Raw genomic sequence first — 14,533 nt, forward strand, 5'->3', positions numbered from 1 at the left:
GCGGGAAGGGGAGGGGGTGAGGACCCGGCGCGCCATGAGGCGCGAAGGAGAACTCTCGCGATGAACTACGATCTCGACTTTCGCTATCGCCGCGCGCTTCAGCCCGACGGGCTTGCGACCATCCCGACCGCAACCCAGGCGGTGGTCGATGCCATGCAGGATGCGCGCAATGCCGGCGTTGATCCGGCCCGCGATCCCGCCATCATTCTGCTCGCCCGCCATGTCGGCCGTCTGGCGCTTGGCCATGACCCCGACGAGACGTCCACCGAAGACACTGATCTGCGCCGCCAGTGCCTCGCCAGGATCGACGAGCTCAAATCCAAGCCGGCGCTGGTTGCGCTCGCGCGCCGCGGCATCGGCTACGATCCCGAAGCCAAGCGCGCCTTCCACCGTGAGGCACGCTCGGCACTCCGGGTTGCGGCGCGTCACCTCGGACTCGGCCCCGACCAGTACGACCTGCGCAGCAATTTTGCCGGGCCCGCTGTCTCGGGCGAGATCACGCTCCACGGTGACGAGATCTATGTTCAAGTTTCGATCCCCTGCATCCGGCCTGGTCGAGTGGTCATGTTCCGCCGCTGCAAGGGGCCGCAGGACTACCTCGGGGATCGCAACCACTTCTGCGACATCGCCGTGCTCGCTGCCCCGCAGAGCTTCCGCTCGCTATTCGTCCGCGAGACCGGCCTTTCCATCAACCCGCGCGAGCAATCGCTGCTCTAGGAGAAAACCCCATGGGTTGGCTGTTCATGTCCCGCGGCGGAATGTCGCCGTTCGCTACGCCGAAGGCCTATCTCGACAACCAATGCACCTATCCGCCCGATCCGGACAAAGGCCGTGAGACGGGACTGCGCGTACTCAAGTCGACCGTCCGCTCGGGCGCTTACTACGCCGCCTGCCAGAGCTACGACGCCGAGGGTCCGCGCGAGACCTTCGCCATCATCTGCCTGGTCAAATGGAACCCGAATGCGCGGAGCGGCGAGACCTTTGGCTACAAGGATCTCACGGAAACGATGGGGCCGTATCACTACGATTGCCCGGCCTCGATCCTCGATCTGCTCGGACATCCCGGTAACGAGTACGCCGCCAATTGGCGTGAGGCTTGCCGGGCGAGGCTCGCGCTGACCTCGCGCCGTAAACCCAGGCCCGGCGACATGCTGGTACTGGCCGAGCCGCTCATGTTCACCGACGGGCAGAGCGAACGCAGCTTCCGGGTGGTCCAGTCCGGCAAGAAGACCGTGCTGCGCCGGCTCAGTGACGGGATGGGCGTCAAGATCAGCAAGCTTATGTGCCGCGCCTGGACCATCGTTCCGCCTCCCGCTGCGCCATCGGCATCGTGAACGAGCAGAAGGCTATTCCAACACGCCCGCCCTAACGCTCACCCAAACGCGGGCGTCTCTGCAGCATCGAAAATTATCTGAACAGCCAACCTGTCTCGTCAACGCGGCAAGTGGAGAAGCAACATGTCCGACACCGATCTACTATCGCCTCGGAGGCAAAGGTTGTCCTCATTTGAACGCTGCTACGCAGTGGCCCTCCAGCGCCGCGAACACGGCGGAGTGCAGTTCATTCTACGAAAGGGCAACCCTCTTCAACCGCTGCGCACGACCAGTCGTCCGCCAAGCCGCGATGAACGCCTCGTCGCCATCGTTCCGTAAGGTCAAGCTGGAGTTGGCAACCCGGCATCTGCTCCGGGTGAGGTTTCCATGGATCTCAGTCTTGCGCCCCTATATCATATCATAAAGTGATTTTCTTCCCGCCAGAGGAGTTTGATCATGCCTTCCAGCTTCACCTTGGGCACCCATTTCGAGGGCTTCATCAAGACCCAAGTAAACAGCGGCCGCTATGCCTCGGCCAGCGAAGTCGTGCGCGACAGCCTTCGCCTGCTCGAAGAGCAGGACGCACTGCGGCAGGCGCGGATTGAGGCGCTGCGCGCCGAGATCGGACATGGTGCCGCCAGCGGCGCGGGCATTCCCGCTGATCAGGCCTTTGCGAACGCACGCAAAGGGATTGCCGAGATCGCCTCTGGCGCCATGGGCAGTTGATGCGTCTGAAGTTTTCGCCTGCAGCGGATGCGGATCTCGTCGAGATTGCCAGCTTCATTGCCCGCGACAATGTTCCAAGGGCGGTCACCTTTATCGACGAACTTGACGCGCCATCTGCAAAGCTCGGCGACTTTCCTGCGTCCGGGGGTGCTCGCTCAGACATCGTGTCGGACTGCGGTCCAAGCCGCACGGCAGTTACGTGATCTTCTACAGCGTCCTTGAGACGGTCATCCGCATTGAGCATATCCACGACAGGCTCATTCAGTTCAATCTCGTGGGCTTCAGTGAAAATTGCGTGACTGTAGCCTGATTATTCTTTCGTAGCTCTCGGGTCCACGTGGTCCAGCCACTGGCGGCACCCGATCACGCGGGTCATCGGTAGCGCCGTAGCGCGCTCCGTCACCGCGACCACCCGCCCGCGGGAAATCACCATCATGATCGCCAAGTCGTGACAACATTGGGGTCAGGTCGAACAGGCGCGCGGCGATAAGGTGAATGACATCGCCTTCCCGTTGGACCTGACCTTGAATGCCAAGCATGGTCGCCGAAAGGACAATACGGCGCTGCTTTTCGTAAAGGTCGGGCCAGATAACGAGATTGGCGATGCCGCTCTCATCCTCGATCGTGATGAAGGTGACGTTCTTCGCGCTGCCGGGCCGCTGGCGCACAAGCACAAGGCCTGCGGTGCGCACGCTGCGTCCGTCGCGCAGTGCATTGGCGGCGGCACAAGACAGAAAACGCTCCTGATCAAGTTCGGACCGCAAGAAAGCCACCGGATGCTGGCGAAGTGTCAGACCGATATGGCGATAGTCTTCGACCACCTCGCGCCCTGCCGTCATGGCTTTGAGGTGAACGGCCTCCTCGACGATTTCCGGCGCTGGCCGCCCGTCTTTGCGGGCCGCCGCCGCGAACAGCGGCAGTGGCTCGTCGCGCACGGCTTTCAATGCCCAGAGCGCCTCGCGCCGGGCAAGACCCAGCGACGGCCGGTACGCATCGGCTTCGGCAAGCTGGACCAGTGCCGCCGCCGGTACGCCAGCGCGGCGCCAGAGATCGTCGATATCGGCATAGGGATCATTTCCTCGCGCCATAACGATGGCGGCACCCGCTGCATTGCCGAGCCCGGACACAAGATTGAATCCGAGGCGCACGGCAAAGCGTCCATCTGCAGTTGGCTCAAGCGTACAGTCCCAGCGTGAGGCGTTGATGCAGACGGGCCGCACCTCGACACCGTGGTCCCGTGCATCCCGGACAATCTGTGCAGGGGCATAGAAACCCATTGGCTGTGAATTGAGCAAGGCGGCGCAAAACACATCCGGATGCCAGCATTTGAGCCAGCTCGACGCATAGGCGATGAGGGCGAAGCTCGCGGCATGGCTTTCGGGAAAGCCGTAGGAACCGAACCCCTCCAACTGGCTCACCGTGCGCTCTGCGAACTCTTGGCTATAACCGCGCCCCTGCATCCCACTCATCAACCGGTCGCGGAAATGGACCACGCCGCCCGTGTGCTTGAACGTCGCCATGGCACGGCGAAGCTGGTCGGCCTCGCTCGCTGAAAACCCGGCACAGACCATCGCGACCTGCATAGCCTGCTCCTGAAACAGCGGTACACCCAATGTCTTGCCGAGTACCTTTTCCAGTTCAGGCGTCGGAAACTCGACCTTCTCCAGCCCCTCACGGCGGCGGAGATAGGGATGGACCATGTCGCCCTGGATCGGGCCTGGCCGCACGATTGCAACCTGGATGACGAGATCATAATAGGTTCGGGGCTTGATCCGGGGCAGCATCGCCATCTGCGCGCGGCTCTCGATCTGGAAGGTGCCCAGCGTATCAGCCTTGCGGATCATCGCATAAGTGCGGGGGTCTTCCGCTGGCACCGACGCCAGATCGAGATCGATGCCCTTGTGTTCGCGCAGCAGGTCGAACCCGCGCCGCATGGCGGACAGCATACCGAGCGCCAGAACATCGACCTTCATCATCTTGAGGGCATCGACATCGTCCTTGTCCCACTCAATCACCTGCCGGTCTTCCATTGCCGCAGGCTCGATCGGCACCAGTTCGTCAAGCCGGTTTTCGGTCAGAACAAACCCGCCGGGATGCTGGGAGAGATGGCGCGGCGTGCCGATCAGTTGCCGGGCAAGATCGAGCGTCAGCTTTAAGCGCCGGTCCTCGAGATTGAGGTTCAACTCCTCGACATGCTTGGGCTCTGCTCCCTCGCTCGACCAGCCCCAGATCTGCGAGGACAGGAGCGACAGGACATCCTCGGGCAGGCCCATCGCCTTGCCGACATCGCGCAACGCGCCCTTGGAGCGGTAGCGGATCACGGTCGAACACAAGGCAGCGCGGTGGCGGCCATAGGTTTCATAAACCCACTGGATCACTTCCTCGCGACGCTGATGTTCAAAGTCGACATCGATATCCGGAGGTTCCCGCCGTTCGGCCGAGACGAACCGCTCGAACAGCAGGCTGTTGCGGGAAGGATCGATCGAGGTAATGCCAAGCACATAGCAGACCGCCGAATTGGCGGCGGACCCGCGCCCCTGGCACAGGATGCCGCGCGAGCGGGCGAAACGCACGATCGCATCAACCGTCAGGAAATAGGGCGCGTAATCGAGACTTTCGATCAAACCGAGTTCGTGGCGCAGCACCGCCATCACCTCATCGGGGACGCCTTCCGGATAGCGCTCATTTGCACCCTCCCAAGTGCGCTGCTCCAGCGTCGCTTGCGCACTCAACCCGTCGATCACCAGTTCATGGGGATATTGATAGGCCAGTTCCTCGAGGCTGAAGGTGCAGCGCGCGGCGAGTTCTCCGCTGCGTGTCACAGCTTCTGGCCAGAGCCGGAACAATCGTGCCATTTCTGCCGGCGGTTTCAGATAGCGGTCAGCATGGCGATTGCGCGCAAAGCCCACATCATCAATCGTTAGCCCCTCGCGGATGCAGGTCATCACGTCCTGCAAGCGCCGCCGCTCGGGCGTATGGAACAGGACGTCATTGGTGGCGACGGGTGGCACACCGGCTGCGGCGGCCATGTCGACCAACCGATGCAGGCGCAGGAAATCACCCGGGCGCCGGTGGAGGGTGAGCGCAAGATAGGTCCGATCGGCGAATATCCGCTTCAGACGGTGCAGCCGCACGGCGGTCAAATCGCTCGCCCCGTCTCTGGCATCGCCGGGCACGAGCATCGCGATCAGCCCCTCGCCCCACTCTTCCAGATCCTGCCAGTCGAGTGCACACTGCCCTTTGCCTGCCCGGGCCTTGCCGACCGACAGCAACCGGCAGAGCCGCCCATAAGCGGCACGGGTTGTGGGATAGACGAGGATATCGCTACCATCACTGAGGATGAGGCGGCAGCCGACGATCAGACGCACGCCGGTTTCTTTGGCGGCGACATGCGCGCGCACAATCCCGGCCAGGCTGTTACGGTCGGTAATCGCCATCGCCTCGATCCCGAGCAGCGCGGCAGTCGCAAACAGCTCCTCCGCGCTACTCGCCCCACGCAGGAACGAGAAGTGCGAGGCGCATTGCAGCTCGGCATAGCCGCTCATGCGAAGATACCGTGCAGATACCAGCGATGATCACCTGTTCCGGGGTCCTCGCCATCGCCGCGCCGAAACAGCCAGAAGCGTTCGCCAGCGTCATCCTCGACCTGAAAATAGTCGCGCACAGCCGCCAGTTCGCCATCGCATACCCACCATTCACCGAAGATGCGTTCGGGTCCGTCGGCCCGGAGCACGCGCCGCCGCACGCCCGCCCAGGTGAAACTCGCCGGTGGATGATCCGGCAGGAGCGCCATGGCTTCGACCGGGGCGGGCGGGTCGAGCAGCCGCGATGGCCGCGGCCACGCAGCAGGCCAGGTCACGCCGACTGGCGGCGCAAGCGGTTCGAGACGGCAGACGCCGCGCTCTGGGACTTCGCTTTGCGCAGGCGCGCAGCGATAGAGCCGCCCATGCGCCATGCGGTTGGCGAGCGTATCAACGAGATCGGAAAGATCGGGGGCGGCGGCGTCGATCAGGCTCGGGGCCGAACCGCGATAATCGAGCGGCTCGGCAATGGTTGCGGTCAGGAGCATCGTGTCGATCCCGAACCCTGGCGCAACCGTCTCGATCCGGTCGCACAGCAGGCGGGCCATGCGCGCCGCATCGCGCAAAGGGCGGGCCGTTCCCGCCCGAATCGCCTCGATCCGGTTATCGACTCTGACAAACAGCAGATCGAGCCGCCGCGCGCCAAGAGCTTTGGCTTCCAGCGCTTCGCAAAGCTGCTGGGCGAGGAGCCTGCTGTAGCGCGCCAGAGTCTCCGGTGCGGCGATCGGTTCGGCAAAGGCTCGATGTACCCGCACCAGTTCCGGCGCTTCGACTACCTCGAACGGTTCGGGCTGACGCCCAAGCGCCTGATCGATCCGCCGGGCAACCGTCGGTCCGAAGCGCAACGCCAGCGGCGCCCGCGGCAAGGCGACCAGTTCGCCGATGCTGTCGACACCAATCCGGCGCAAGCCAGCGATGGTCGCGGGATCGAGCCTGAGCGCGCAGAGCGGCAAGGACGCCAGGCGGGCTTCCAGTTCGCAAGGTTCGATGCAGGCGATGGGCTCAGGTCCGAACCGTGCCAGCGCGTGTGCGCAGCCATAGGTCGGCGCTATGGCGACCCGCGCGGCGATCCCGCTGTGTTCAAGTCGCGCCGTCAGATCAGCAAGGAACCCGTCCTCACCGCCCAGCAGGTGGCTCGCTCCCGCCATTTCGAGGCGCAGACCGTCCGGCGGATCGGCCGCTACGAGCGGCGAGTAGCGCTTGAGGGCCCAGACCGCGAGGCGTTCGAGCGCCGCGGCATCGCCTGCCGGATCGGCTTCGCGCAAGTCCAGCCCGGCGACCAGCGCCTGTGCCTTGGCGACTGCCACGCCAACCCCATTCCCTGCGCGCGCAGCAGTATTGGCGGCGAGCACGACGCGGCGGCCACCGTCTCGGCCCGCCAGCACGAGGGGAGCTTCAGGCGGCGGCGCCGACGCGCCAAGGCTGCGGCTCAGCCGATCGGTTGGCCAGGTCGGCAGGTAGAGCGAGACGGCCCTCATGGTCACAGGCTTCCAGCTCGAAATCGGCGCACTCGCCCGCACGGGCACGGATCAGCTCGACCAGCCATCGGGCGCGCCCGATGCCGGGAACAGGAAGGGCGCTTGAGGGCAGTGCCGAAATCCGCCATCGTGTTTGACTTGCTGTCGGCTGCCCGAAATCCGCAGCATCGGTCATGCGTCGCCAGCGCCGGATAGCAAGGGCAAGCGTGCCACTTTCTTCGGCACAAAGCTGTAAGCGGCGCGAGGCCACCATTGGCAAACGCGCCAGTTCGCCGACAACGGCGGAAAGGCCGCCATGACGGAGCCCTTCCTCCATGCAGGCCAGCACTGCCTTCTCCTCGCCCACCTCGGCGTAGATCACCCGGTCGGGATGGAGACCCGCCTGCGCCAGCGATGGCGCGAAGAGGTCTGCCCGCGTCACGCACCACAGCACCTGGCCCGCCGTGCGCGCCGCGATACCGGCGGTGAACAGTGTTGCCGCTGCACCATGCACCGCGCCGTTGCCGCCGCCTGCGACTTCGTGGAGCGCACCCAACCTCAGCCCGCCTCCCGGCACCTTGCGATCGACCGGGTCGACGCCAAACGGCAGCACGCTGCACACACGCCTCCCCCCCGATTCGATTCGGGCGATCTGCTCGCGGAGCGCAGAAAGCTGGGACGGAGACGGCGCAGACATGCATTCAAGGACCACTGGAAACGACAATATGTTCCCTAAATGTTCTCAATGTACCTCACGAGTCAAGATGGCCGCATGCTGGTCAGATAAGTTCAGCGTCCGTTTTCGTGCTTCGCGCGACGATCATCAGCGATCCGTCATCCAGCGGCCGCTGCAAATAGGCCGCTTCCTCCCACGGAGCCCGCAACCAGACGTCGCATTCCTCTTGGCGCGTCAGGATCACCGGCATCGCTTTGGGGTGGACACGGCCAACCTCGATGTTGGCCTCGGTCGTGAGGAATGCGAACAGATCGCAGGTTACTTCACCTTCCGCCAATTTGCGGACAGAGGTCCACGGCGTCCAGACACCGGCAAAGAAGGCGAGTGGCCGCTCTTGTCCAAGCGCAAACCAGACGGGTTTGCGATCCCCACCCGGTGATTGATCTGGCTCGGCAAAAGATGTGAAGGGCACCAGGCATCGCGAGGCCGGGCCAAGCCAGCGCCGCCAATGGGGGCTTGCCGTGTTGCGAACATTGGTCACACCTTTGTCGACGGCCCTGCCCTTGAGCGCGAAGGCGGGCGACGGCATCCCCCAGCGCGCGAGCGTAAGTTCGCGCGCACCTCGTGCCTGGCGAACGATCGGGGCTGCATAATCGGGATAGATGCCCGGCATCGCCGCGAGATTGCCGGTTTTGTCGGACATGGCATCGGCAAGTTGCCGGATGGCCGCCTGACCTGCCGTCAACGAATAGAGGTTGCACATTTGGGGCCGCGCAATTTTAAGAATGTTCTGCCATTGTAACGCGATGGCAAAGCGTTCGGACAGTGCGAAAATCATAAATCTGCGTTCTCGTCGCCGCGGTCGCTCGATTCAGAAGCTGAAAATTCCCGCCTTGACACTGGCCGGCGCAGCGGTGCTAGGCACAATAGTGGGCATTGCGCCGTGGCGAGCCGCAACGGCCAAAACGGCGGTCTATGCCGAGCGGATCGAAGGCTGCCGCGCCATTGACGGCGACACGCTCGATTGTCGCGGCGAGCGCATTCGTCTGCTGGCGATCGACGCACCCGAACTGCCGGGTCACTGTCGCTCAGGCCGTCGATGCGTTGCTGGCGATCCTGCCGCATCAACCTCCAGCTTGTCTGAGGCACTCGATGGGCAGCTCACGATCGATCGCGTCGGTGAGGATCGCTATGGCCGCACGCTGGCAAGAGTCGCTGGCCGGAAAGGCGATTTGTCGTGCTGGCAGATCAAATCCGAGCATGCCGTTTACAAGGCGGAATGGGACAATGGGCTCAGGGTTGCGCGAAGCTGCCCGTCCGAAGTGTGGTAGAGTTATGGGCTTGCACTCGGCTTGCGCCCCAATTCCAGACGTTCAAGAGCTTGGGCTGCGGCGTCGGAACCAGTCTCTCGTTCACCTTCGCCGCGACTGGGATCGTCCGGTTACACCGGCACCGACCATTCGTGGACCCGTCAGGCCCTGTCGGCCTTAACTTCCGGTTATCTTCACCCCAATGCCATCGGCCAGATCGATCAAAGCAGCGTAGGTATGGTCGTCCTGGACGATATCGACGGATGCGCCGACATTGCTGAGGGGGTTGGGGCCGAGGCGGTCTTCGAACAAGACGATTGCTTTGGCAGTGTCATCCTGTCGAGAGACCCATAACAGGCCGTGGACGTCTGCGCATTGGGCACGAATCGCTTCAGCCCAAACGCGGGTTTGCGGATAGACGTCCTTCTCCGAGTCAATGAGTTCGCCGCGCTTAATGCCGAGTTTGCGCAAAGGGATCGTCGTAAGTTCGGCAAGGACGAGATCGGTCGTTGGTGAAACCTGAGAGTGCAAATGGCCCTTCAGCTTGCGCTTCGCGACGGATTTGAGGGCCGGACTGTGCGGAACATCATGAAAGACGGTTTCCATCGCGACGCAATTGAAGGTCGATCCACCATAGATGGTCGCGATGGAATTGCCTGTGTTATCCTGTATGGGGCTGAAGCGAGCATTTCCGTCGGGGCCAGGATTGAACTGCGTCGCGCCGAACCTTTCGGGATGGATGCGATGGATCATTTCACTGGTCGGCCAGACTTGCCGTCTTACGAGCCCATCAAGATTGTCCGGCGGTACCGGAATCGTTTGGCTTGGCGCGGGAGGGGAAGTCGCGGCAGTCGTCTTGATCGCGACTGGTGCGGAGGCCGAGGTGGCGGGAGTTGCTGAGGTTGATTTTCCAGAACGCGGTTTGATCGCCTTAGCCATGCAGCACCCCCGCCACCTCGTCCCGTGCAGCCTCAAGCACGCGCTGCGGTTGAGTGGCGAGCAGATCCTTAGGGCATGCACCGCCTAGGAAGCTATTCGCGGAGACGAACCAAATGGCGATATCCCATTCGTCGAGCTGCTTATCGAACGCTTCGAGGATTGGCATTAGCCCCCTCAAGGGACGATAGCCTCCGGCACGATCCAAAGCGAAGCCCGGATAATAGTCGCTTCCGTCTCGACGCAGAGCGAAGATCTTACGTTCTCGCTTCCATCTGTTGGGCTGAGCGCTCGCGTTTGACCCGGTAAAGCCTGCGATCTCGGAGAGCTGAGCGGCTGGCAACCATTCAGTTGCGGTCCACACCGCCGCGCGTGCTTCCGCATTCATCCGAGCTTCGGCCAAGAGGTGCTCGGAAAGCGGTACCTGTGGCACAAGCGCGGCCACAAGACGCTCTAGTGTGTCACGGTCGCGTACGACGAGTCCGTTGAGGATCATCGGTACGATTAGGCGGAGCGCCTCCGTAAACGCCGAAGCAAATTTCTGGTTGGTTTGCTCAAGCACGAGCGTGAGAACATGTGCGCGATCGGCTGTCTTTAGACGATCGCGCACCTCATTTGCAGGACCAGCCAAGCCTTCGACGCCCGGCATTGCTAGCTCTCTGATGTGGGTCACGACCATGCTTAGCTCCATTCCGATATTACGGATAGGTATATAGTACGATATTCGTAATATTCAATATGGTTGCTCGACAGCTTTCCTGTGGTCACGCTTCGTGGCCCGGCCCTTCGGCAGCACGGCCAGAAATGGCTAGGACAAATTCCTCAGCTGAGTTTGTACCCAAAAGGAGGTATGCTGGTTGGGATAGGAACCACTTAAACCGGAACGGAAGGAGTGGAAGCAAGCGCCGCAAATCCGGTCATTCGCCCTCAATTTTGACGTGATCGATTCTTGCTGTTCGTGCAGCACGCTGTAGCAATGGCGGAAAGACTTGGGCTGGGACATTTCTAACGTTCAACGGCGACGTTGCGAACTGTGGCTTCGTCCGGAACCCGTCATTGGCTGGTCAGTAAACCAGCGTTCGCTGGATCATTGCACACTCGGGCGAAAGGAGTTGCACCTGCTGACCGATTTGATAATTGCGACTAAGTCGCATTAGTAAATTCCGGGAGGCCATTTTGTTTTTTCATCGGTTCGCGCTGCTCGCAACGGCTTCGTTTGCGTCCTTGCCTGCCTCTGCGCAGAACGTGGCGCTCGCCGATGACGCAACTGCGCAGGACGACGTTATTGTCGTCAGTGCGGCCCGCACGATGCTGCCGCCCAGCGCGATTCCGCTTACGATTGACGTTATTTCCAAAGACAGTCTGGATCAGCAGGTTGCGGTTTCAGGTTCAGTCATCGATGCTGTGTCGAACTTGACCCCCAGCTTTTCCCCGACGCGGCAAAAGCTGTCGGGCGCTGGCGAGACCCTGCGCGGCCGGTCGCCGCTCTATGCGATCAACGGCATTCCGCAATCGACCCCGATCCGTGACGGATCGCGCGATGGCTATACGATCGACGCCTTTTTCCTCGATCGCGTCGAGTTGATCTATGGGTCGAACGCCCTGCAGGGGATCGGCGCGACCGGTGGCGTGGTCAATCAGGTGGTGGTCAAGGCCCCACGAGAGGATGGCTTTTCCGGCCGCGCACTGGTGCAGGGATCGGCAGGCAATTTTGAAAGCAACAGCTTTGGTAGCAAGCTAGGCGGACTGATCGCCTATCACCAAGGCGCGTTCGATGTGACCGGCGGCGTCGCCTATGAAACGCGCGGTCTCTATTATGATGGCGCGGGGCGCCGCGTGGGCATCGACAATACGCAGGGCGATGTCCAGGACAGTAAGAGCCTCAGCTTCTTCGCGCGGCTGGGCTACGACCTGTCATCGACCGCGCGCGTCGAACTGTTCGCCACGCGTTTCAACCTCGAAGGCAATGCAGACTGGGTGCAGGTTGCGGGCAACCGGGCGATCAACCTTCCCACCAGTTCGAAGCCTGGCGCAATACAGGGCGAAGCAGCCTCCAACCGCGTAGAAACCGTCAATCTGACACTCACCGACACCGACCTTGGCGGCGGAAGCCTCATCTTCCAGGCTTTCTTCAACCGGTCGCGCGATATCTTTGGCGGCGATGTAAGTGCCACCTTCCAGGACGCCAGCATCGCTCCCCTCGGCACCTTGTTCGACCAATCGGCGAACCGCTCGCGCAAGCTGGGTGCGCGTATCAACTATGAGCGGCAGTTTCTCGACGCGCTCAACATCACGCTCGGCTTCGACTCGATGTGGGACAAGACCGAGCAGGAAATGATCGCAACGGGGCGCTTCTGGGTTCCTCCTACCACGTTCCGTACGCTCGCCCCTTTTGGTCAAGCCAATCTGAAACTGTTTAACGGCGTCCTGCGCGTTGCGGGCGGTGCGCGCTGGGAGAATGGCCAACTCAAGGTCGACGATTATGTGACGCTGGCCTCCTATAATTCGGCACGCGTCTCCGGTGGCACCCGCAATTTCGACGATCTGCTGATCAACGGCGGTGTGATCGTCGAGCCCGCGCAGGGCATCCGGGCCTATGCCAGTTATGCCGAAGGCTATTCGATTGCAGACGTCGGCCGTATCCTGCGGTCGGTCAATGGCGCGACGCAGCCGAATTTTCGCATCGAGGACGTCAATGTCACCCCCGTCATTTCCAACAACCGCGAGGTTGGTATCGAAATCAAGCGTGGCCCGCTGGGTGCAAGTGCTTCCTATTTCTGGTCCACTTCAAAGGATGGTGGCCTGCTCGTCATGAACAGTGCGGGCGTTTATGATGTTCAGCGCCAGCGAATTGAAATTGAGGGTTTCGAAATCAATCTGGCGGTTCAACTACCGGTGGAAGGGCTGAAGCTGGGAACCGGCTACGCCCATCTGTCCGGCCGCACGGACAGCAACAAAGACGATAAGGTGGATATCGACCTTGATGGTGCGAACATCTCGCCCGACCGTGTCAATCTCTGGGTAAACTATAACAAGGGGCCGATATCCGCACGTTTGCAGGCGGGCCTCTATCTCGATCGCAAATTCGACGGTTTGGCCGCAAACACTGCTTTTTCCGGTTACACGCTGACCGATGCAGTGCTGCGTTATGACCTGCCGCGCCTGGGTGGGATCACGCTTGCGGCCGCAAACCTGTTCGATGTCGATTATGTCACCTACAACAGCCAGACAATCCGTTCGACCGTGGCGTCAACCGACAATGCCCGCTTCTTCACCGGGCGCGGCCGGACCATCACGCTCGGCTGGGATTATCATTTCTAGGTTTTCACGATGAAACTGCTCGACACACTTCACCGCTGGACCGGCGGCCTGATCGGCCTTGTGCTCGCTCTGCTTGGCCTGTCAGGCACGATCCTGCTGTATGAGCATCTGTGGATCGGGTTGCCGGGAAGCGGCGATCCGCTGCGCGGCGACCTGTCCACGGTCGCTGCTACGACCGAAAAGCTGATGGCGATGCCGGGAGCGCAGGGTATCATCTTTGCAGACGAAGGCTTCGGGCTCCATCGGCTCCGCCTTGGCAAGGAAGCGGGCGCATATGCCAGCCAGTCGGGCGAAATTGTCTCCCGCTGGGTAAGCCAGTGGGAACGGCCCGAGCTGTGGATTTTCGATTTCCACCACCATCTCTTCGCAGGCGACAGCGGCGAGTGGGTGATCGGCATCGCTGGGCTTGTCGGCACCTTCTTCGTCGTCACCGGCATCATCCTCTGGTGGCGCACCCGCAAGACCTTCCGGTTTCGTCTGTGGCCGAAGCGCATGTCGCGTCCCGCGATCGTGATGCACCACCGCGATCTCGGCGTGATCGCCGCGCCGCTGCTGCTGATCTCGGTCGTTACCGGCACAATGATGATCTTCCGGCCGTTCGCGCTTGGTGTGGTCGCGCCCTTCGGGCCGGTGGCTGAAACCGCGAAAGCGCTGGAGCCTCCGAAGTTTAAGGGCGGCGCTCTGGCGGACAAACCCGATTACAAAGCGATGCTGACCGAAGCGCGGCGCCGTTTCCCCGACGCTGAATTCCGTATCCTCAGCCTGCCGCGCAAGGATGGCGATCCGATCAGCCTCAGGATGAAGCAGCCAGCCGAATGGCTGCCCAACGGACGCACGAGCATCGCCTTGGACGCGGCAACCGGCAAGGTGCTCGCCGCCCGCGATGCCCTCAAACTGCCGAGCGGCGCGCAGGCGTTCAACATGGCCTTCCCGATCCACGCGTCGAAAGTCGGCGGATGGCCTTGGCGCATCCTGATGACGGTTTCGGGCCTCGCGATGATGATGCTAGGCAGCTTTACTGTGTGGAGTTTCTGGTTCAAGCGCCCAAAACCGGCAAAGCACCCGACGAAGAAGGCCGCGCTGGCGACATAGCCGCACGCAACTCGGCCGCCTGAACGCGCGAATCCCCGCCCGATCGAGGTCCGCCAAAGGTATCGAACACTCACTGACGCACATCCTCGATCGTGCCGCCGTTGGTAAGGGACTCGTTCGG

At 62.1% G+C, this 14,533-nt stretch carries 13 protein-coding genes; 7 read left to right on the top strand and 6 right to left on the bottom strand.

All coding sequences use genetic code 11. From position 1 onward, the window contains the following. Nucleotides 1-60 precede the first annotated feature (60 nt). The 4 genes from OVA07_RS00710 (at nucleotide 61) to OVA07_RS00725 (ending at nucleotide 2,242) form a co-directional block, all read left to right on the top strand. On the top strand, nucleotides 61-717 hold the full coding sequence (locus OVA07_RS00710; RefSeq protein ID WP_268169552.1) for a hypothetical protein: 657 nt from the start codon (nucleotides 61-63) through the stop codon (nucleotides 715-717). A gap of 11 nt (nucleotides 718-728) precedes the next feature. Next, complete coding sequence (locus OVA07_RS00715; RefSeq protein ID WP_268169553.1) at nucleotides 729-1,334, top strand: DUF6927 domain-containing protein; 606 nt, start codon at nucleotides 729-731, stop codon at nucleotides 1,332-1,334. 435 nt (nucleotides 1,335-1,769) lie between these two features. Next, a complete protein-coding gene (locus tag OVA07_RS00720) occupies nucleotides 1,770-2,039 on the top strand; it encodes a type II toxin-antitoxin system ParD family antitoxin (RefSeq protein WP_268169554.1) in 270 nt (89 codons plus the stop codon). Next, nucleotides 2,039-2,242: a type II toxin-antitoxin system RelE/ParE family toxin gene (locus OVA07_RS00725; RefSeq protein WP_268169555.1), complete on the top strand. Its 204-nt coding sequence runs from the start codon at nucleotides 2,039-2,041 to the stop codon at nucleotides 2,240-2,242. Before OVA07_RS00720 ends, OVA07_RS00725 begins: the two co-directional genes overlap by 1 nt. A 78-nt stretch (nucleotides 2,243-2,320) precedes the next feature. Here the strand turns inward: OVA07_RS00725 and OVA07_RS00730 are convergent, their stop codons facing one another. The 4 genes from OVA07_RS00730 to OVA07_RS00745 all read right to left on the bottom strand — a co-directional run bounded on the left by OVA07_RS00730 (nucleotide 2,321) and on the right by OVA07_RS00745 (nucleotide 8,591). Then, a complete protein-coding gene (locus tag OVA07_RS00730) occupies nucleotides 2,321-5,584 on the bottom strand; it encodes an error-prone DNA polymerase (RefSeq protein ID WP_268169556.1) in 3,264 nt (1,087 codons plus the stop codon). Continuing rightward, the gene (locus OVA07_RS00735; protein WP_268169557.1) at nucleotides 5,581-7,098 is read right to left on the bottom strand and encodes a Y-family DNA polymerase; all 1,518 of its coding nucleotides are present in this window, start codon (nucleotides 7,096-7,098) and stop codon (nucleotides 5,581-5,583) included. Before OVA07_RS00735 ends, OVA07_RS00730 begins: the two co-directional genes overlap by 4 nt. Further along, on the bottom strand, nucleotides 7,016-7,774 hold the full coding sequence (locus tag OVA07_RS00740; protein WP_268169702.1) for an ImuA family protein: 759 nt from the start codon (nucleotides 7,772-7,774) through the stop codon (nucleotides 7,016-7,018). Before OVA07_RS00740 ends, OVA07_RS00735 begins: the two co-directional genes overlap by 83 nt. Nucleotides 7,775-7,856: 82 nt before the next feature. Continuing rightward, on the bottom strand, nucleotides 7,857-8,591 hold the full coding sequence (locus tag OVA07_RS00745; RefSeq protein ID WP_268169558.1) for an SOS response-associated peptidase: 735 nt from the start codon (nucleotides 8,589-8,591) through the stop codon (nucleotides 7,857-7,859). Between the two features lie 55 nt (nucleotides 8,592-8,646). On the opposite strand from OVA07_RS00745, the gene OVA07_RS00750 reads away from it, so the two are divergent. After that, on the top strand, nucleotides 8,647-9,084 hold the full coding sequence (locus tag OVA07_RS00750) for a thermonuclease family protein (RefSeq protein WP_268169559.1): 438 nt from the start codon (nucleotides 8,647-8,649) through the stop codon (nucleotides 9,082-9,084). A gap of 156 nt (nucleotides 9,085-9,240) precedes the next feature. Here OVA07_RS00750 and OVA07_RS00755 read toward each other — a convergent pair whose 3' ends face one another. Together OVA07_RS00755 and OVA07_RS00760 are read right to left on the bottom strand one after the other, a co-directional pair. Further along, entirely contained in the window at nucleotides 9,241-10,002 is a 762-nt protein-coding gene (locus tag OVA07_RS00755) for an RES family NAD+ phosphorylase (protein WP_268169560.1), read from the bottom strand. Next, nucleotides 9,995-10,678 carry a hypothetical protein gene (locus OVA07_RS00760; protein WP_268169561.1) on the bottom strand — a complete coding sequence of 228 codons (684 nt, stop codon included), beginning with the start codon at nucleotides 10,676-10,678 and terminating at the stop codon, nucleotides 9,995-9,997. Before OVA07_RS00760 ends, OVA07_RS00755 begins: the two co-directional genes overlap by 8 nt. Before the next feature lie 629 nt (nucleotides 10,679-11,307). Between OVA07_RS00760 and OVA07_RS00765 the strand changes: the two genes are divergently transcribed. After that, nucleotides 11,308-13,320, top strand: a complete 2,013-nt coding sequence (locus tag OVA07_RS00765; protein ID WP_268169703.1) for a TonB-dependent receptor — start codon at nucleotides 11,308-11,310, stop codon at nucleotides 13,318-13,320. Between the two features lie 9 nt (nucleotides 13,321-13,329). Then, nucleotides 13,330-14,412, top strand: a complete 1,083-nt coding sequence (locus OVA07_RS00770; RefSeq protein ID WP_268169562.1) for a PepSY-associated TM helix domain-containing protein — start codon at nucleotides 13,330-13,332, stop codon at nucleotides 14,410-14,412. Nucleotides 14,413-14,533 lie beyond the last annotated feature (121 nt).

Source organism: Novosphingobium sp. SL115 (assembly GCF_026672515.1).
GTDB lineage: Bacteria > Pseudomonadota > Alphaproteobacteria > Sphingomonadales > Sphingomonadaceae > Novosphingobium.

Excerpts from the sequence above, each read along its gene's own strand:
- OVA07_RS00710 (WP_268169552.1), top strand. The coding sequence starts at position 61 with ATGAACTACGATCTCGACTTTCGCTATCGCCGCGCGCTTCAGCCCGAC.
- OVA07_RS00715 (WP_268169553.1), top strand. The coding sequence starts at position 729 with ATGGGTTGGCTGTTCATGTCCCGCGGCGGAATGTCGCCGTTCGCTACG.
- OVA07_RS00720 (WP_268169554.1), top strand. The coding sequence starts at position 1,770 with ATGCCTTCCAGCTTCACCTTGGGCACCCATTTCGAGGGCTTCATCAAG.
- OVA07_RS00725 (WP_268169555.1), top strand. The coding sequence starts at position 2,039 with ATGCGTCTGAAGTTTTCGCCTGCAGCGGATGCGGATCTCGTCGAGATT.
- OVA07_RS00730 (WP_268169556.1), bottom strand. The coding sequence starts at position 5,584 with ATGAGCGGCTATGCCGAGCTGCAATGCGCCTCGCACTTCTCGTTCCTG.
- OVA07_RS00735 (WP_268169557.1), bottom strand. The coding sequence starts at position 7,098 with ATGAGGGCCGTCTCGCTCTACCTGCCGACCTGGCCAACCGATCGGCTG.
- OVA07_RS00740 (WP_268169702.1), bottom strand. The coding sequence starts at position 7,774 with ATGTCTGCGCCGTCTCCGTCCCAGCTTTCTGCGCTCCGCGAGCAGATC.
- OVA07_RS00745 (WP_268169558.1), bottom strand. The coding sequence starts at position 8,591 with ATGATTTTCGCACTGTCCGAACGCTTTGCCATCGCGTTACAATGGCAG.
- OVA07_RS00755 (WP_268169560.1), bottom strand. The coding sequence starts at position 10,002 with ATGGCTAAGGCGATCAAACCGCGTTCTGGAAAATCAACCTCAGCAACT.
- OVA07_RS00760 (WP_268169561.1), bottom strand. The coding sequence starts at position 10,678 with ATGGTCGTGACCCACATCAGAGAGCTAGCAATGCCGGGCGTCGAAGGC.
- OVA07_RS00765 (WP_268169703.1), top strand. The coding sequence starts at position 11,308 with ATGCTGCCGCCCAGCGCGATTCCGCTTACGATTGACGTTATTTCCAAA.
- OVA07_RS00770 (WP_268169562.1), top strand. The coding sequence starts at position 13,330 with ATGAAACTGCTCGACACACTTCACCGCTGGACCGGCGGCCTGATCGGC.